We start from the raw sequence: 17,174 nt of genomic DNA on the forward strand, positions 1-17,174 counted from the left end.
GAGGACGTGCGGGGTTGCCGGACACCCTCGTCGCATAGGCTGTCCTGGTTTCGAGCACGTGCCGACTCCCTGAAACGAGACACCGCGACCCGTAGAAGATATTCGTCCAGATCCCCTGCCTCAACGAGGAGAACACCCTCGCCAGCGTCATCGACTCGATCCCCCGCCAGATCGACGGCATCGACGAGATCGAGATCCTGGTGATCAACGACGGCAGCACCGACCGCACGGTCGAGGTCGCCAAGGGACGGCGTCAAGCACTTCGTGCACCACACGACGAACATGGGCGCCGCGCGCTCCTTCCGTACGGCGTGGACTACGCGCTGCTGCACGGCGCCGACATCGTCGTGAACACCGACGGTGACAACCAGTACCCCCAGTCGCAGATCGCCGAACTCGTGCAGCCGATCCTCCGCAAGGAAGCGGAGATCGTCATCGGCGACCGGCAGACCTGGACGATCGAGCTTCTCCGGGTTCAAGAAGCTCATAGCCAGCGGTTCGGCTCCTGGGTGGCGCCTCCCGCGCCGCGGGCCTCGGACCTCCCCGACGCGGCGAGCGGCTTCCGCGCCTACTCGAAGTACTCGCTGATCCGTCTGAACATCGTCACACGCTTCAGCTACTGCATGGAGATCGATCGTGCAGGCCGGGTACAAGCGGCTGGCGATCGCGTCGATCCCGATCACGACGAACCCGAAGACCGCGCAGTCCCGACTGTTCAAGAACATCTGGCGCACATGTTCCAGTCCGGCTCGGCGATCGCCCGGGTGTACCTCCCATGCACCCGGCCGATGGCGCTCTTCCTGTGGGTCGCGGCAGCCGTGCTGGGCGTCCTCGGGCTCTGGCCCTCGTCCGCTACCTCGTGCTCCTCGCGATGCAGACCGGCGGCAACCACCTGCAGTCGATCATCCTGGGGGTGGTCCTGCTCATCACCGCGGTGCTCGCCATCGTGATCGGTGTCGTCGCGGACCTGACCCGGTTGAACCGCACCCTCGCCGAGGAACAGCTCGACCTGCGCAGTTGCAGCGGTATGGCGACTGAGCGCGACGCGTCAGTGCTCGACCGGCGGACCCGCTTCGCGCTCTGGCTGCGCCGTCCGGGCAGCTGGGTGGAGATCGCCGCGTGGGCGGGGCTCGCCGCGTTCGTCGTCTGGACGATCGGCCCGGCGCTCGTCGGGCACGGCACCTTCCTGAACACCGGGCTCCTCAGCCGCTACACGCCGTGGGGCGAGTCGTTCTGGTCGAATGACGAACTCGACCAACATCCTCAACAGCGACACGATCGACACCGTCGCACCACAGACCCCCCTGCTCACCCGACTGTCCCACGAGGGCGTCTTCGCCGCATGGAACCCGTACGCCGCCGGCGGCGCGGAGCTCGGCGGCATCCCCGACTCCGGCGCCTGGTCGCCGCTGTCGCCTCCCCCTGGTGGATCCTGCCGTTGGCGTACGCGCCCGGGCGTGGTGAAGCTGCTCGAGATCGTCGTCGTCACCGTCGGCATGTCGCTGCTGCTCCGCCGCTGGGGCGTGCCGCGTGCCGGCTGGGCGATCGCCGCCCTCGTCTACCTCGTCATCCGGCTTCATGGTCGCCTGGTCGAACTGGCCGCAGACCCGCGTCGCCGCGTTCATCCCGCTGCTGTTCTGGGCCATCGACCGCGCGGCTGTCGAGCTCCGGGCCCGTGACGTCATCGCCGTCGGCGTCCCCCTGGCGTCGATGCTGCTCGGCGGTTCCCGGCGATCGTCGGCTACGCGCTGTTCATCGGCGGCCTGTTCTTCCTGGTGCGCACGATCGTCGCGCACCGTCGGTGGGCTCCGGCGTACCTCGAGCGCCGCGATCGCCGTGGGTGGCATCGTCTTCGAGGTTGCTGCTGTCCGCGTGGCAGCTCGTCCCGTTCGCGATCAACGCCACGAGTCTCGTCGACTTCAGCGGCTGCGGGCAGAGCGGCCTGAACGGCCTCGGCACCCTACCGCTCGTCAGCGCCTGGGTGCCGGACATCTCGTTCGTGCAGAGCACCGGCCCTGCCTGGGGCATCCGCAACCCGGTCGAGGAGTACTCCTACCTCGGGATCGCGGCCTGGTGCTCATACGCGGCGGCCGTGCCCATCCGGCCGGCGGTGCGGAACCGTACGCGCCGGACGCAGGGCGTCGTGGCCATCGTCGCCTCGATGCTCGCCCTCGCCGTCGTCATCGTCTACCTGGGCGGGCCCGTGCTCTCCGCCGTCCGCGAGCTGCCGGTCTTCGACACGAACCCGATCGGGCGCGCCCGCGTCGTCGTGATCGTTCCTCGCCGCCGCGATGGCCGGCGTCGGCTTCGGTCGCCTCGTGCGCCCGAGAACCTCCGCGACGAACTCGCCCGCTTCCGGTCCGCCGGTCCGCTCCGCCGCACCGGCCGCGTGCTGGCGATCGCAGCCGTGCTGTTCGTCGCCGTCGGCGTCGGGTTGCAGACGCTGCTGGCCATCCCGCCGATCACCGAGCAGTACGTCCACCGGACCAAGCTCGAGATCCTGCTGGTAGGCGTCCTCGGCCTCCTCTCGGTCGCGCTCGTCGTGGTCGTCTGGGTGATCCGGTCACGTGTGGTGGCGACGATCGCCTCGGTCGGTGTCGTCGTGCTCGTCGCGGCCCCGGCCGTCGTGGTCACGCTCCCTGGTGGCCGATCGCGTCGACCTCGACCTTCTACCCGACCACCCCCGCGATCGACTACCTGGAGCAGCACGTCTCCGACCAGGACCGCTACGCCACCACCGGCAGTGCGATGCTCCCCGGGTCGTCGTCCTACTGGCAGATCCGCGAGACGACGGGCCACGCGTTCCAGACGAGCGAGTGGAAGACGCTCATGCGCGCCGTCGATCCCGACACGTACCCGACGGCCACCTACCTGTCCTTCGAGCCGAACCTGATGCCGTCGCTCGCCACGTCGGGGATCCTCGACCGGCTCAGCACCAGGTACCTCGTCGCCGACCCGTCCGCTCCTCGCCGGCACGGCCGAGCCGGGTGCGGCCCAGACGAAGTGGTCCGACCTGACGGCCGCGAACCCGTCGGTGGACTCGGCCAGCCACACCGGGCCCGTCAACGGCATCACGTTCACCGGGCCGCCGGCGCCCACGACCTCACCCGAGGGCATGACCCTCCGGGTCGAGGTCGTCGCGGACGGCTCCGGGAAGACCCTCGCTTCGACCTCGAGCTGGGTGCCCGGCCTGGGCGGCCCGCGGAACGTCGCGCTCGAGGGCTCGGACATCCCGGACTCCACGTCGTGGCACGTCCGCCTCAGCGTCACCGGGCAGGACAAGCTCGTGCCGATCGGCACGGACGACGCCGGCGACGCCTTGATGAGCATCACCCGGCCCGTGTCCGGCGCCGGCGTCTCCGGTCGTGCACACCGGCGACGCCACGATCTACGAGCGCAGCGACGCCCTGCCCCGGGTGCGCTGGGCATCCGACCAGGTGGTCGAGCGCACCGGGACCGCCCGCGTCCGTGCCCTCGCCGACCAGTCGCTGCCGGACTCCACCGTCGTGCTCAGTGCTCCGTCGAGCCACACGGCCGACCCGGACGGCACGGCGCGGATCACGCTGTAGGGCGACGACCCGAACCGAACGGTCGCGAAGGTCGACGCCACGGCGGGCGGCTGGGTCGTCGTCGCCGACTCGCTCCAGCGGCCCGGCTGGACCGCGACGGTCGACGGGGAGCGCACCGACCTCGTCGCCGCGGACGACGCCGGCGCCGCCGTGCGGGTCCCCGCGGGCGAGCACACCGTCGCGCTTGCAGTACGCCGTGCCGGGGCCCGCACCGGTACCTGCTCTCCGGGGCGACCGTCGTGCTCGCCGTGCTGACGTGCATCGCCGTCACGGTGCTCGGCCGACGCCGTCGGCTGCGTCGGCGAGCGACCACCTAGTATCGTCAATCGATCCACCGTCCCGACTCCGAAAAGGAACCAGACCCTCGTGAAGATCCTCGTCACCGGCGGAGCCGGCTTCATCGGCTCGAACTTCGTCCGACGCACCTGCAGGACGCGTACCCCGGGCTCGAGGGCGCCGAGGTCGTCGTGTACGACGCACTGACCGCTCGGGCAACCTCGAGAACCTCGCGCCGGTGGCCGACTCCCGCGCTACACCATCGTGCAGGGCGACATCCGCGACGCCGAGAAGCTCGACGAGGTCGTCCCCGGCATCGACGCGATCGTCCACTTCGCCGCCGAGTCCCACGTCGACCGCTCGGTCCGCGACTCCGGCATCTTCGTCGAGACCAACGTCGTCGGCACGCAGCGCCTGCTCGACGCCGCGCTCCGCCACGGCACCGAGCGGTTCGTCCACGTCTCCACCGACGAGGTCTACGGCTCGATCAGCGAGGGCTCGTGGGACGAGGAGCGCCCGCTCGAGCCGAACTCGCCGTACTCGGCGTCGAAGGCCGGCAGCGACCTGCTCGCCCGCAGCTACCACCGCACCCACGGGATGAACCTCTCGATCACGCGCTGCTCGAACAACTACGGGCCGTACCACTTCCCGAGAAGGTCATCCCGCTCTTCGTCACCAACCTGATCGACGACGTGCACGTCCCGCTCTACGGCGAGGGCAACAACATCCGTGACTGGCTGCACGTGGACGACCACACCCGTGGCATCGCGATGGTCCTGACCCGCGGTCGCGCCGGCGAGATCTACAACATCGGCGGCGGCACCGAGCTGACGAACAAGGAGCTCACGCAGTTCCTCCTCGACGCGACCGGCAAGGACTGGTCGTACGTCGACCGCGTCGCCGACCGTCTCGGGCACCGACCTCCGGTACTCGGTCGACATCTCGAAGATCCAGGCCGAGCTCGGCTACGAGCCGCAGGTGCCGTTCGAGCAGGGCCTCGCGGACGTCGTCCAGTGGTACCGCGACAACCGCTCGTGGTGGGAGCCCTCAAGGAGCGCGCCGCGCTGTCCCGAGCCGGCCGCCACCACCGACACGGAAGCGACACCATGACCCGGTACCTCATCACCGGCGCCGCCGGCATGCTCGGCCGCGACCTGCAGCAGGCCCTCGCCGACCGCGACGTCACGGCGCGCTCCCTGGTGCCGAGCTCGACATCACCGACCCGGCCGCCGTGGACGCGGCGGTGGCCGGGCACGACGTCGTGATCAACTCCGCCGCCTACACGAAGGTGGACGACGCGGAGACGAACGAGGAGACCGCCCACGCGGTCAACGCGACCGGTCCGGCGCTGCTCGCCGAGGCCGCGGTCCGGCACGGCGCCAAGCTCGTGACGATCTCGACGGACTACGTCTTCGACGGCAACGGCACCGCGCCCTACGCCGAGGACGCCCCGACCGACCCGCTCAACGCCTACGGGCGGAGCAAGGCAGCGGGCGAGGCCCTGGTGCGCGAAATCGCCCCGGACTCGTCGTACATCGTCCGCACCGCGTGGATCTACGGGGCGCACGGGCCGAATTCGCGGCCACGATGCTCCGACTCGCGGCGACGCACGACACCGTGAGCGTCGTCACGGACCAGGTCGGGCAGCCCACCTGGACCGGGGACCTGGCGGCGCGCATCGTCGAGCTCGTGGACGGCGACGCCCCGGCCGGCATCTACCACGGGACGAACAGCGGGCAGGGGTCCTGGTACGACTTCACCCGCGCCATCTTCTCCGAGAACGGTCTCGACCCCGAACGGGTGCTCCCGACCGACAGCGCGGCCTTCGTCCGGCCGGCTCCCCGTCCCGCCTACAGCGTGCTGGGTCACGACGCGTGGTCACGTGCGGGTCTCGCCCCGATGCGCGACTGGCGCGAGGCACTGTACGCGGCGACGGCCGCCGGGGTCTTCAGCGTGACGACCCCCGTCACGCTGGTGGTCGGCGCCGGGGGCTTCGGCAAGCGGGGCCATCCACCGGACCCTGACGGCAGCCGGCATCGAGCCGGTCGCCGCGCGGGTGCCGTGGGCCGACCAGGACGCCGCGGTCGCCGCGCTCGTCGACGCGGTCCGTGCGGTCCGGTCCGGTCCGGAGCCCTGGCGGATCCTCTGGTGCGCGGGCACGGGCGTGGTCGCGACCGGCGCCGAGGTCTTCGACGAGGAGCAGCAGCTGCTCGCACGGGTCCTCGACGCCACCCGTGACGACGCCGCGAGTCCGGGCACCGTCTTCTTCGCGTCCTCCGCCGGCGCGGTCTACGCCGGCAGCGCGGAACCCCCCTTCGACGAGCGCACCGAACCCGCACCGCTGGCCCCCTACGGCCACGCCAGGCTCGCCGCCGAGGCGCAGTTCCGCGACTGGGCGGACGCCACCGGCGCACGGCTCGTCGTCGGTCGAATCTCGAACCTGTACGGCCCCGGGGCGAACCTCCGCAAGCCGCAGGGGCTCGTCTCGCAGCTGACCCTCGCGCACCTCGAGGGCCGACCGTCGTCGATCTACGTGCCGATGTCGACCACCCGTGACTACCTGTACATCGACGACGCGGTGGACATGGTGCTGACGACCCTCGACCTCGTCGAGCACGATGCAGGTCGCGCACCGGCACCACCGTGACGAGATCCTCGCCTCCGGCCAGCCCCCGCCACCATCGCCGACGTGATCGACGCGGTCGAGCACGCCCTCGGCACCGCGCTCGACATCCGCGAGGGCGCCGACCCCTCCGCCACCTTCCAGGGCCTCGACCTCCGGATGCGCTCCACCGTCCTGCCCCAGGTCGGCGACCGTGCCTTCGTGCCCTTCCGGCAAGGTGTGGCGACGACCGTGGACGCCATCCGCGCGACCCACGTCCCCACCGGAACCACCAGCCCCGAGCAGTAGGATCGCCGCATGCGTGATCGCCCCGCGGGCCGCATCGGGTCGTTGGACGGGCTCCGTGGCGTCGCCGCTGCCGTCGTCCTGATCCACCACGGACTCCTCGTGGTGCCGACCCTGTCCGACGGCAACAACGGCCAGCTGATCCCGGCGAACCGCGTGTGGCTGGTCGACACGCCCCTGCACCTCTTCTGGGCCGGGGCGAAGCGGTCTTCGTCTTCTTCGTGCTGAGCGGCTTCGTGCTGACGCTGCCCGCGCTCCGTCGCGCCCAGGACTGGATCGCCTACTACCCGAGCCGACTGCTGGCTCTACATCCCGGTGATCGCGTCGATCGGGCTGGCGCTGGCACTGTTCTTGCTCGTCCCCCGCACGTCGGAGCCCGGCGCCTCGGGGTGGCTGCTCCGGCACGTCGAACCGCTCACCGCCGGCGGTCTGCTCGGCGACCTCACCCTGGTCGCGCCGACGCGACTCAACAGCCCGCTGTGGTCCCTGACGTGGGAGGTCGCGTTCTCCCTCCTGCTGCCGCTCTTCGTGCTGATCGCGAAGGCGACGCACCGCGTGTGGTGGCTCACCGCGATCGCCGCGCTCGTGCTCTCGGCGCTCGGCCGGCAGTACCGCGAGGACTGGCTGATGTACCTGCCGATGTTCCTCCTCGGCTGCGCCCTCGCCGCCGGCTGGGAGCGAATCCCCGAGATCCGACGCGGCCCGGGCTGGGTCCTCGCGGTGCTCGCGGTGCTCGGCATCACCTTCGAGTGGTGGATCCCGCGCCTCGCTCGTGGGCATCCACGTCCCGATCGTGGTCATCGCCTCGGCTGGCCTCATCGTCCTGCTGTGCGGCAAGTGGCTCCCGGCCGAACGGGTGATGCTCGGGCCGGTCCCCCGTGCGCTCGGTCGGCTCTCGTTCAGTCTGTACCTGGTGCACGAGCCGATCACGGTGTCGGTCGCCTACCTGCTGCCGACGTCGTTGCCGTGGCTCACGCCGTTCATCGCGATCCCGATCGCGGTGGTGGTGGCCGCCTCTTCGCCCGGCTGGTCGAGCTGCCGGCGCACCGGTTGGCGAAGCGGGTCGCTCGGACCATCACGACTCGCCGCGGACGCGTGGGCGGCACGCCGGCGCCTGCCGGCGACGACGCACGTCTCCCCGACGACGACCGCCGCGCGGCCTGATCGCGGGTTCGACAGCGGCTCTGGTGGTGCGCGTCCGCGGGCCTGGAGGCGCGTGGCGGCGCCGCCACGCGCCTCCAGGCCGCCGTTCGGTCGCCGTTCGGTCGCCCAGTGGCCCCGTGGTCCCGCCACCGCGTCGAGGGGACAGCAATCGTCGGTGCGGCAACGCGACCCGACGATTCCTGCTCCCTCGACGGAGGAGTCGGCTCAACGCGACCCGACGATTCCTGCTCCCCCGACGGCGCGGCCGGCGCCCTTCTACCGGCGCGCGCTGCGGTGAGCAGGGTGCGGTACCGGGTCGGCGACGGCGTCGACGGTGTGGGCGGCAGCCGCTCTCGGCGGCGGCACGACCGAGCCGCTCGGCCAGGCGGGGTCCGCGAGCAGGCGGCCGATCGCCGCGGCCAGCGCGTCGGCGTCGCCGGGCGCGACGAGCAGGCTGTTCACGCCGTCCTCGACCACGTCGACGATGCCGGGCACGGCGGAGGCGACGATCGCGCATCCGGCGGACATCGCCTCGAGCAGGGCGATCGGCAGGCCGTCACGGTCGCCGTTCGCGGCCGGGACGGACGGGTACAGGGCGATGGCGGCCTTGGCGTACTCGGACGCGAGGGTCTCCTGGCCGCGGGCGCCCAAGAACGCGTCACCGCGGAACCGGCACGCGCCTCGAGCTGCGGATGGAGCGGCCCGTCGCCGACGACCGCGACCTCGGTGGGGCTTGGTCAGTCATCCGGTCGAGGGCGTCGATGAGGACGATCGCGCCCTTCTTCTCGACGAGCCGCCCGACGAACAGCACCTCGGCCGGGCACTCCGGGACTCGCGCTCGACCGCGCGGGTGATCGGGTCGAGGTCGACGCCCATCGGCACCACGTGCACCTGGTCGTCGCGGGCCCCGGAGCTTGCCGAGCTCCCGCGCCATGTCGGTGCTCATGCAGGTGACCGACGCCGCGCTGCGGATCACGGACTGCTTCACGGCCTGGAGGAGCGGGTTGCGCAGGGCGTAGAGGTCGCCACCCAGCGTGGTGACGACGCGCGGCAGGTCGCCGAGGACGAGTTGGCCGACGAAGCCCTGCGGGATGATCCAGTGGAGCAGCGCCACGTCGGGCCGTGAGCGGCGACGCCGCGGCGAGCGCGGCTGCCATCGAGACGAAGAAGAACGGGACCTGCAGCCAGCGGGAGCGCTTCGCCTTGAGGTTGTCGACGATCGCGCCGTCGGCGAGGTCGCGCCAGCGGGCCGGGAAGTACCCGTAGCGGCGGACCTCGACGTGCCGATGCGCTGGTGCGCGGCACTTGGTCATCGGGGCGACGACGACGACGCGGTACTGTCCGAGAGCGCGGTCGCGAGGTCGAGCACGAACCCCAGGCCGTCACCGGCCTCGGCCGGGAAGGTCGACGCGGCGACGAGCAGGGTCGGACGCAGGTCCGGATCGGGTCGCATCCAGCGCGCTCCCCAGGAGTTGTCGGTCGATGGACGCACAACAGCCTACGGGGTCGGCCGCGGGGCCTCGACCCGCTCGACACCTCCGCCGACGCCGCCACGGGCGCCGCGCCGACCACCGGTCGACGCGCCCGTGTGCTCACCGCGGTGAAGTGGGTGGCGGCGATCGTGGCCGTCGCGTTCCTGGTCTGGAGCGTCGCGAAGCAGTGGGACAAGATCGTCCACGACTTCGCCAGCCTCGACGCCGTGACCGTCAGTCGTCGGGTCACCATGCCATCGTCGCCCTGGTCGCCAACATGCTGTCCTGGCGGGCGATGATGGCGGCGAGCGGGTACCGCGTCCGGATCGCCGCTGCGGCCTCGACCTTCTTCGTCGGCCAGCTCGGCAAGTACATCCCCGGCGGCGTCTGGTCGATCGCCGCCCAGGCCGAGCTGGGCCGGGCGCACGGGTTGCAGCGCACCGGCAGTGCCGTCGCCGCCCTCGCGTCGATGCTCGTGAGCATGGTCACAGCGGCATTCGTCGGCATCGTCGCCGTCCTGCTCGGTTTCTCCACCGGGTTCGCCATGCTCCTGGGTGGCTCATCCTCGTCATCGTGGTCGGCCTGGTGTTCCCCACCCCGCCCGTGCTCGGCCGTCTCATCGCGATCGCGTTCCGGGTGCTCCGCCGCCTGCCGCAGGACACGACGCTCACGTGGTCGGGCACCGTGATGTCGCTCGTCTGGTCCCTGGTGATGTGGGGTGGCCTACGGCGTGCAGGCCTCGGTCGTGCTGCGGGCCTTCGGTGCCGACTCGCCCGCGCTGTTCCCGGCCGCCGTCGGTGCGTACGCGGTGGCCTGGCTCGTCGGCTTCCTGGTGGTCATCGCCCCCGCCGGCATCGGCCCGCGCGAGGGCATCCTCGTGCTGCTCCTCGGCAGCGTGGCCGGTGGCTCCGCTCCCCTCGCCCTCGCTGTCATCAGCCGGGTGTTCATGACCATCGGCGACGTCGTCCTGGCCGGCGTCGGGGCCGTCCTGGCCGCACGACACCGTCGCGCGACCGCCACGGCGAGCGCCCCGTTCCTCCCCGTGCGGGCTGATATGGTCGGCTCCGACCGAGCCGTGCGCACGGCAGCACCACGAGGAGGCGCACCGCATGACCTCACACGTCGTCGTCGACCAGGTCGTCGCCCCGGTCCTGGGTGGCATCGGTCGCTACGCGGAGGAACTCACGCGGCACCTGATCGACAACGCTCCGGCGGGGTGCGACGTGGCCGGCATCGTGTCCGCCGTCGGCAAGGACGAGCTCGCCCACATCCGGACGCTCCTGCCCGGGCTGTCCGACCTCGACCGCCTCGCACCTCTCGCCGCGAGCCTGCTCGCCTGGCAGGGCGGGTTCGTCGGCGGCGTCGGCAAGGGCATGGTGCACTCGCCGAGCGTCCTCGCGCCGCTCGTCAAGCACGACCGCTTCAGCGACCCCGGTCGGCAGACCGTCGTCACCGTGCACGACACCGTCCCGTGGACCAACCCGGAGACCCTGACCGCGCGCGGGGTGCAGTTCCACCGCGCGATGATCAAGCGGGTGCGTGGAAGCACGCCGACGCCGTCGTCGTGCCGACCCACGCGGTCGCCGGCGCCCTCAACCAGATCCACCGCTTCGACGACCGGCCTGGTCATCGGGGGCGCACCGAGCGGTCGACTCCGATCCCCGTCGACGCCGACCTGCGTGCCGAGCGACTCGGGTTGCCGGAGCGGTACGTGCTCGCCGTCGGCACGCTCGAGCCGCGGAAGGGGCTGACCTACCTCATCGAGGCGATGGCACACCCGGACGCACCGGCCGACATCCCGCTCGTGATCTCCGGTCCGGACGGGTGGGGCGACGTCGACGTACGGCAACTCGCCGAGCGCGCCGGCCTGGCCCGCGACCGGGTGAAGGTCCTCGGCCGGATCGACGACGCGGACCTCGCGGTGGCGTACGACCGCGCGACGGTGTTCGTGTTCCCGAGCCTCGCCGAGGGGTTCGGCCTGCCCGTGATCGAGGCGGATGAGCTGGCACCCCGGTCATCCACTCCGACGACGAAGCCGTGCGCGAAGTGGCCTCGGACGCTGGCGTGACGGTGGCACGTGATCCGCGTGACTCCTACCCCGAGCGCCTGGCGCAGGCGGTCTACCAGGTCGTCAACGACCCGTTGCTCGCCGGGCAGCTGGCGGTCGCCGGACCGACCGGGCGCGGATGTTCGACTGGAAGGACTCGGCCGCCGAGACCTGGCAGCTGCACGCCGACCTCTGACCGGCGCAGCCCGCACCGCGAAGCTCACACTGCTCAGCCCGCACCGCTCAGAGCGAGTCGCGCAGGCGCTGGGCCTTCTCCTCGACGAAGCTGCTCGAGCCCTCGGCGTACTCGGCCAGCTGCGCCGCGACACCGGTGTCGGACGAGCCGATGATCTGCGCCGGCATAGTCCGGCGCCCGCGGCGCCGTTGATCGCCATCGTCGCGACCGGGATGCCGGCCGGCATCTGCACGATCGAGAGCAGTGAGTCGAGGCTGTCGAGCCGTGCGAGCTGCACGGGGACCTGGATCACCGGCAGCGTCGTCATCGACGCCACCATGCCGGCAAGGTGCGCCGCGCCACCGGCACCGGCGATCACGACACGGATGCCGCGCATGCCCGCAGGCCGTGCGCGCGAACCGGGTCATCTTGTCCGGGGTGCGGTGGGCCGAGACGACGTCCGCCTCGAACGGGATGCCCAGCTCGGTGAGCATCTCGGCCGCGGCACGGTCGGCCAGTCGGAGTCCGACCCCATGATGATCGAGACGAGCGGCTGACGGGGGCTGCGGTGTCGGTCACGGCACGAGCCTAGCCGAGCAGCACGGACCGCCAGGCGTCCCCGTCGTGGCCGATCACGCTCGAGTACCCACTCCGCCGCGGTCGGATCGGCGGTCCCGGAGGCCACGGCCGCGCGGACGGCGTCCTGCCAGGCGACGACGTCGTCGGGCACCGCGACGACGCCGTGCTCACGAGCCACGCGGTACGAGGGACGGTCGGACACCACGGCCGGCAGCATGCGCCCGAGCGCGGTGTACTCGATGGCCTTGAGGTCGCTCTTCGCCCGGTTGAACTCCTCGTCGCGGAGCGGTGCGACACCGGCACGCCAGCGCTCCCGGTGGTCGACGAGCCAGCGCGCGAACGCCGGGTAGTGGCCGTCCGGCACCTCGACCCGGCGGTACCAGTTCGGCTCGTCGGGGTCCTCGGTGACGCCGATGACCTCGAGGGTATCCGGGACCCCGTCGGCATCGGTGAGGTCGGTGAACACGTCGCGGAGCAGTGCCGAGGTCGGCGCCGTGCGTGAGCGTCCCCATGTACAGGACGCGGTGCTCGTCCGCGGGACGCTCGTCGTCGTCGGCGGGCTCCGCCGGCGTCCAGATCGTCGGGTCGAGGGCGTTCGGCACGACGACGACCCGGCGGGCGATCGGACGGACCACCGGCAGCGAGCTCCTCGGTACTCACGACCACGAAGGTCGGCGCCCTGCACCGAGGGCGTCGATCGAGGCGAGCCGGTCGGGGTCGTACTCGGCCCGGGCCGAAAGGCGGTCGCGGCCGGAGTCGCGTGAAGAAGTCGTCGTCGACCTCGGCCGCGACGCGGATGCCCCGGGAGGCCGCGGTGGCGGCGAGGACGGTGCGACCAGGTCACGCGGCAGGATGTCGCGCTGCACGAGGATCGCGGCGCGCGTAGTCGGTCGCGTCGCTGCCGTCGACGAACGCGGTGGGATCGACCTGCCGGACCTCGGCCGTCCCGCTCCGCGCCAGGTGGTCGATCCGTCGGACGACCGCCGCACGTGGGCGGACGCCGGGTGTGCCCCGTCGGCGCCGGCCACCGCGTACCCGAGGACGGGTGCCGGGGCTCGGTGCGGGTGCGGGCACGGCTGGTCGTCCCGCCACCGCTGGACGGCACGTCGGAGTCGACCGGCAGCACGGCGGAGGAGAATGACGCGGCATGCAGCCATCCTCCCGCACGCCCCGCGCGCCGGTGGACGCCCGGGTCAGCGCACCGTGACCGTCTTGCACCCCATCGACGCGTTCCCGCCGGCGCCGATGCCGGCCGCGGTCAAGCAGACGCTCCGCTTGCCGCTCGGCACGGGCACGGTGGCCGGCGGCGAGGCCGTGGTTCCGACCGGCGCGGTAGACGCGGTCGACGTCGGGGCGGAGGCCGTTCGCCGCGAAGGTGCCGACGGTCTTGCCGGCCACGGTCACCCGGACGGTGACCGGCTTCCGGCAGGTCGTCTCGGTCGAAGGCCCACCCGCGCACCGTCACGCCCCGTGTGCTGCCGCGGACGCCACCGACTCGAAGTGCACGGTCGGTGCCACGGCGGGCGCCTTCACGGGCGGCTTCGGCGACGCGGTCGCCGACGGCTTCGGCGCAGCGGTCGGCTTCGGCGCAGCGGTCGCAGTCGGGCTTCGGCGCAGGCGTCGCCGACGCCGACGCGGCCGGGGCCGCGACCGGTACCGCCGGCGCCGCAGCGACCGGCGTTACCGAGTCGAGCGTTCGCCACCAGTGCCTGCGCGAACGACGACTACCACTTGCCCGCCGCCGGCCCGCCGTTGCACGTGCCGTCGCTCGCGCCCGGCGTCTTCACCCAGAGCAGCGCGTCGGTGGCCGGTGCCGTCGGACACGGTCCGCGGCGAGGTGCCGAGCCCGGACCCCGGCCCGTTGCACCAGGTCCCGCGCCACCCCTGCCCGTTCCGCGAGGTGTCGATGACGTAGTGCGAACCGCCCGTCGCCGCGGAGACCTTCTCGGCGTACGCCTGCTCCTGTGCGGTCGAGGTAGTAGTTCGCGACGTTCGTGAAGAAGCCGCGTGCCTGCTGGACGCCGGCGCTGTTCAGCCGGGAGGCCATCAGCGCCGGCTGCACCCAGTTCGAGTTCCCGGCGTCGAGGTACGCGGGATCCCGCCGGCGGCGAACGCGGCGACCTCGCGGGACAGGATCCGGTGCTGCGCGTCGAGGGTGTCGTTGCACGCCGCGTTGCTGAGCATCGCGAGGGAGTCCGGCTCGACGACCACCGCGGCCTCGGTGCTCCGCGAGGCGTGCCACGATCTGGTCGACCCACGCGTTGTCGTAGGTCGTCTCGTCGAACCCGCCGGCGGAGTGTTCGCCGCAGTCGCGGTGCGGGATGGCGTAGGTCACGAACACCGGCGTGGTGCCGGTGCGCTCGGCCCCGGCGACGGCGGCGTCGATCGTCTTGGTCAGGGTCGTGCCCTGGGTCCAGTCGCCGAGCCAGGTCGCCACCGGGTACTGCGCGATGGTCTTCGCCGCGGCGGCGCCGGCCGGGTCGCTGGTCGCCAGCGCGGTCACCTGCTTCGCGGCCTCGCTGGTGTCCGGATCGGTACGGGCCGGCGGCGTACAGCGTCGCGGACGACGCGGCGCGCATGGTGGTGGCGGTGGTCGCCGCGCTGGCGGCGATGGGCGTGAGGACACCAGCGGCGAGCGCGAGAGTGCTGGCCGTGCCGATGGCGGTGGTGGTCGTGGTGCGGCGCGGTGCGCGGCGCATGTGCTGCTCCCCGTGCGGACGGTCCCCCGACCGGTCCATGGGAGCACGTGCTCGGTGGCTCCGTACACACGCCAGGATCGCGCCACCCGACCGGGTGCCCGCCGTTCGGCGGAATGGCAGGACGAACGGCGGGCCGACCGGCGGACGGTCAGGCGGCCCTGGGGGCGACCGAGACTTGGCCCGAGGCGCGTGGCGGGCCCGTCACGCGCCTCCAGGCTGTCACCGGCCACGTCCGCCAGCGACGCGTCAGTCGTCGAAGTGCGCCGCGGCGGACCGTGCCCGGTAGGTGACGTCGTCGAGGTCGTCGCCCAGGACCGTCACGTGACCGATCTTCCGGCCGGGACGCGGGGCTCTGCTGCAGAAGTGGTACTTCGCCTCGGGGAAGGCCTCGAGCGCCCTCGGGTAGCGGGCGGCCAGGTCGCCGTCCGCCGGGCCGAGGACGTTGACCATGACGGCCGCCGGGGCGTGCCCGCCGGTCGCACCGAGCGGCAGGTCGAGCACCGCGCGGAGGTGCTGCTCGAACTGGCCTTGGTCGCGCCGTCGATGGTCCAGTGCTCGGTGTTGTGCGGGCGCATGGCGAGCTCGTTGATGAGGATGCGCTCGTCGTCGGTCTGGAAGAGCTCGACCGCGAGCACCCCGGTGACCCCGAGCTCGGCCGCGATGCGGACCGCGATGTCCTCGGCGGTGTCGGCCAGTCGTCCGGCGCTGTCCGCGCGGGTGCGAAGACCTCGGCGCAGACGCCGTCGCGCTGCACGGTCTCGACGAGCGGCCAGGCCATCGAGACCTCGCCGGAGGGGCGCCGAGCGACGGACTGCGCGAGCTCGCGGGTGAAGGGCACGAGTTCCTCGGCGAGGAGCGCTTCAGCCCGCCGCCCGCCTCGGCGACGGCGATGAACCAGTCGGCGACGTCGGCCGGGTCGGTGACGACGCGGACGCCCTTGCCGTCGTAGCCGCCGCGCAGTTCACGACGGCGCGGCCGCCGTGGTCGTCGAGGAACGCTTGCAGTTCGTCGGGGTCCTGCACGGCGGCCCAGTCCGGCACGGGCAGCCCCAGCTCGGACAGCCGGGTGCGCATGGTGATCTTGTCCTGCGCCACGGCGAGCGCCTCCGGGCCGGGACGGACGGCGACCCCGGCGTCGACGAGGGCGCGGAGGATGTCCTGCGGCACGTGCTCGTGGTCGAACGTGACCACGTCGACCTGACGCGCGAACGCCAGCACGGTGTCGACGTCGTGGTGGTAGTCGCCCTCGGCGGTGGCCGCGATCGCGGCGGACATGTTCGGCCCCTCGGCCAGCACCTGGATGTCGAGGCCGAGCTCGCCACCGCGGCGGGCACCATCATCCGTGCCAGCCGTCCCTCCACCGATGACCCCGACGCGCAACGCTACGCTGTGTTCCTTCCGTCGTTCTCACCGTGCGGGGAGAGCGCTCCTGTCTACAATCGCTGTTCAAATGCACCTTCGCGCGACCGCTCGAGGCGTGCACTGCACGACCAGCGACAACTCTACGGACCATGGAGAACCCGTGCGGCGACTGATTGCTCAACTGGCGCGCTTCGGCGTGGTCGGCGCCGTCGGCTTCGTCGTCGACACCGTGATCTTCAACGTGCTGCGTGCGACGGTCCTCAGCCCCGACGACGTCCACTCGGGGCCGTTCTGGGCGAAGGTGATCTCGACCGTCGTCGCGATCTTCGTGAACTGGATGGGCAACCGCTACTGGACGTTCCGCGACCAGCGCCGGTCGGTCGCCACCCGCGAGGGCGTGGAGTTCGTCATCGTGTCGCTCGGCGGCATGGTCATCCTGCTCGGCTGCCTCGCCGTTCCCCACTACGCGCTCGCTGACGTCGGCGCTGGCCGACAACGTCTCCGGCAACGTCATCGGCCTGCTGCTCGGCACGGCCTTCCGGTTCTGGTTCTACAAGGCCTGGTGTACCACCCGGAGCGCAGCACCACGGCCGAGCCGGTGGACGCTCCCCGCGAGCCGGCCACGACCGAGGTGTCCGAGGTCTCCGGCCAGCAGCATCGTCTGGCCGCGGACCGAGCGGCACGCCCGCGCCACCGACTCCAGGAGCCCGATCGATGCACCGCGTCCCGCACCCCGCCGTCACCCGGCGCGAGGGGACTCGGCGTCGCACCCTGACGGCGGTGTTCGGCCTCTGCCTGTGCCTGGCGCTCGTCGTCCCGGTGTTCCAGGCGCCCGACGAGCCCGCGCACCTTCCTCTACTGAAGCGGCGCACGAAAAACGCGAAAGCGTTTCACGATAAATGCGAAAACGGTTAAACACCTCGGCATCTGCAACTGAACGAAGCA

General features: G+C 72.0%; 17 protein-coding genes and 6 pseudogenes. 14 read left to right on the top strand and 9 right to left on the bottom strand.

Going from position 1 to position 17,174, the window contains the following annotated elements:
• Positions 1–158 precede the first annotated feature (158 nt).
• From ACZ8AI_RS04470 to ACZ8AI_RS04510, 9 genes and pseudogenes are all read left to right on the top strand, one after another.
• Positions 159–950 (top strand): glycosyltransferase family 2 protein, encoded by a 792-nt coding sequence (locus ACZ8AI_RS04470; RefSeq protein ID WP_464856885.1) that lies wholly within the window; start codon positions 159–161, stop codon positions 948–950.
• The gene (locus ACZ8AI_RS04475; RefSeq protein WP_464856810.1) at positions 860–2,893 is read left to right on the top strand and encodes a hypothetical protein; all 2,034 of its coding nucleotides are present in this window, start codon (positions 860–862) and stop codon (positions 2,891–2,893) included. Before ACZ8AI_RS04470 ends, ACZ8AI_RS04475 begins: the two co-directional genes overlap by 91 nt.
• A 141-nt stretch (positions 2,894–3,034) precedes the next feature.
• Entirely contained in the window at positions 3,035–3,886 is an 852-nt protein-coding gene (locus ACZ8AI_RS04480; protein ID WP_464856812.1) for a hypothetical protein, read from the top strand.
• A 223-nt stretch (positions 3,887–4,109) separates the two neighbouring features.
• A pseudogene (locus ACZ8AI_RS04485) lies at positions 4,110–4,636 on the top strand (dTDP-glucose 4,6-dehydratase); the annotation flags it as partial.
• A gap of 315 nt (positions 4,637–4,951) precedes the next feature.
• Positions 4,952–5,798, top strand: a pseudogene (rfbD, locus tag ACZ8AI_RS04490) (dTDP-4-dehydrorhamnose reductase); the annotation flags it as partial.
• Positions 5,799–6,009: 211 nt separating this feature from the next.
• Positions 6,010–6,492: an NAD-dependent epimerase/dehydratase family protein gene (locus tag ACZ8AI_RS04495; RefSeq protein WP_464856814.1), complete on the top strand. Its 483-nt coding sequence runs from the start codon at positions 6,010–6,012 to the stop codon at positions 6,490–6,492.
• Positions 6,493–6,534: 42 nt separating this feature from the next.
• On the top strand, positions 6,535–6,756 hold the full coding sequence (locus tag ACZ8AI_RS04500; protein WP_464856816.1) for a hypothetical protein: 222 nt from the start codon (positions 6,535–6,537) through the stop codon (positions 6,754–6,756).
• A 9-nt stretch (positions 6,757–6,765) separates the two neighbouring features.
• On the top strand, positions 6,766–6,981 hold the full coding sequence (locus tag ACZ8AI_RS04505) for a hypothetical protein (protein ID WP_464856818.1): 216 nt from the start codon (positions 6,766–6,768) through the stop codon (positions 6,979–6,981).
• 87 nt (positions 6,982–7,068) lie between these two features.
• Entirely contained in the window at positions 7,069–7,917 is an 849-nt protein-coding gene (locus tag ACZ8AI_RS04510) for an acyltransferase family protein (protein WP_464856820.1), read from the top strand.
• A gap of 255 nt (positions 7,918–8,172) precedes the next feature.
• On the opposite strand, the gene ACZ8AI_RS04515 is transcribed toward ACZ8AI_RS04510, so the two are convergent.
• Together ACZ8AI_RS04515 and ACZ8AI_RS04520 are read right to left on the bottom strand one after the other, a co-directional pair.
• Positions 8,173–8,547: a glycosyltransferase gene (locus tag ACZ8AI_RS04515; protein WP_464856822.1), complete on the bottom strand. Its 375-nt coding sequence runs from the start codon at positions 8,545–8,547 to the stop codon at positions 8,173–8,175.
• 7 nt (positions 8,548–8,554) lie between these two features.
• Positions 8,555–9,010, bottom strand: a complete 456-nt coding sequence (locus tag ACZ8AI_RS04520; protein WP_464856824.1) for a hypothetical protein — start codon at positions 9,008–9,010, stop codon at positions 8,555–8,557.
• Positions 9,011–9,018: 8 nt separating this feature from the next.
• Here ACZ8AI_RS04520 and ACZ8AI_RS04525 point away from each other — a divergent pair, with 8 nt between their 5' ends.
• Complete coding sequence (locus tag ACZ8AI_RS04525) at positions 9,019–9,162, top strand: hypothetical protein (RefSeq protein WP_464856826.1); 144 nt, start codon at positions 9,019–9,021, stop codon at positions 9,160–9,162.
• Positions 9,163–9,205: 43 nt separating this feature from the next.
• Here the strand turns inward: ACZ8AI_RS04525 and ACZ8AI_RS04530 are convergent, their stop codons facing one another.
• The gene (locus ACZ8AI_RS04530) at positions 9,206–9,349 is read right to left on the bottom strand and encodes a hypothetical protein (protein WP_464856828.1); all 144 of its coding nucleotides are present in this window, start codon (positions 9,347–9,349) and stop codon (positions 9,206–9,208) included.
• Positions 9,350–9,505: 156 nt separating this feature from the next.
• Here ACZ8AI_RS04530 and ACZ8AI_RS04535 point away from each other — a divergent pair, with 156 nt between their 5' ends.
• Genes ACZ8AI_RS04535 through ACZ8AI_RS04545 form a run of 3 tightly spaced genes read left to right on the top strand, consistent with a single transcriptional unit; the run spans position 9,506 to position 11,436 of the window.
• Positions 9,506–9,667, top strand: coding sequence for a hypothetical protein (locus ACZ8AI_RS04535; protein WP_464856830.1), 162 nt, complete (start codon positions 9,506–9,508; stop codon positions 9,665–9,667).
• Entirely contained in the window at positions 9,646–10,056 is a 411-nt protein-coding gene (locus tag ACZ8AI_RS04540) for a hypothetical protein (protein ID WP_464856832.1), read from the top strand. The genes ACZ8AI_RS04535 and ACZ8AI_RS04540 overlap by 22 nt, the downstream gene beginning before the upstream one ends.
• A 30-nt stretch (positions 10,057–10,086) precedes the next feature.
• The gene (locus ACZ8AI_RS04545) at positions 10,087–11,436 is read left to right on the top strand and encodes a glycosyltransferase (RefSeq protein WP_464856834.1); all 1,350 of its coding nucleotides are present in this window, start codon (positions 10,087–10,089) and stop codon (positions 11,434–11,436) included.
• Between the two features lie 222 nt (positions 11,437–11,658).
• Here the strand turns inward: ACZ8AI_RS04545 and purE are convergent.
• The 6 genes and pseudogenes from purE to ACZ8AI_RS04575 form a co-directional block, all read right to left on the bottom strand.
• Positions 11,659–12,125: pseudogene (gene purE / locus ACZ8AI_RS04550) on the bottom strand (5-(carboxyamino)imidazole ribonucleotide mutase).
• 700 nt (positions 12,126–12,825) lie between these two features.
• A complete protein-coding gene (locus tag ACZ8AI_RS04555) occupies positions 12,826–13,035 on the bottom strand; it encodes a hypothetical protein (protein ID WP_464856836.1) in 210 nt (69 codons plus the stop codon).
• Positions 13,010–13,567, bottom strand: a complete 558-nt coding sequence (locus ACZ8AI_RS04560; RefSeq protein WP_464856838.1) for a hypothetical protein — start codon at positions 13,565–13,567, stop codon at positions 13,010–13,012. Before ACZ8AI_RS04560 ends, ACZ8AI_RS04555 begins: the two co-directional genes overlap by 26 nt.
• 282 nt (positions 13,568–13,849) lie before the next feature.
• Positions 13,850–14,101, bottom strand: a pseudogene (locus ACZ8AI_RS04565) (glycoside hydrolase family 6 protein); the annotation flags it as partial.
• Positions 14,102–14,402: 301 nt separating this feature from the next.
• Positions 14,403–15,098: pseudogene (locus tag ACZ8AI_RS04570) on the bottom strand (glycoside hydrolase family 6 protein); the annotation flags it as partial.
• Positions 15,099–15,114: 16 nt separating this feature from the next.
• Positions 15,115–16,247 (bottom strand): annotated as a pseudogene (locus ACZ8AI_RS04575) (5-(carboxyamino)imidazole ribonucleotide synthase).
• 142 nt (positions 16,248–16,389) lie between these two features.
• On the opposite strand from ACZ8AI_RS04575, the gene ACZ8AI_RS04580 reads away from it, so the two are divergent.
• A complete protein-coding gene (locus ACZ8AI_RS04580) occupies positions 16,390–17,004 on the top strand; it encodes a GtrA family protein (protein WP_464856840.1) in 615 nt (204 codons plus the stop codon).
• Positions 17,005–17,174: the final 170 nt, after the last annotated feature.

The organism is Curtobacterium sp. AC273 (genome assembly GCF_979253735.1).

Excerpts from the sequence above, each read along its gene's own strand:
- ACZ8AI_RS04505 (WP_464856818.1), top strand. The coding sequence starts at position 6,766 with ATGCGTGATCGCCCCGCGGGCCGCATCGGGTCGTTGGACGGGCTCCGT.
- ACZ8AI_RS04530 (WP_464856828.1), bottom strand. The coding sequence starts at position 9,349 with ATGCGACCCGATCCGGACCTGCGTCCGACCCTGCTCGTCGCCGCGTCG.
- ACZ8AI_RS04540 (WP_464856832.1), top strand. The coding sequence starts at position 9,646 with ATGCTGTCCTGGCGGGCGATGATGGCGGCGAGCGGGTACCGCGTCCGG.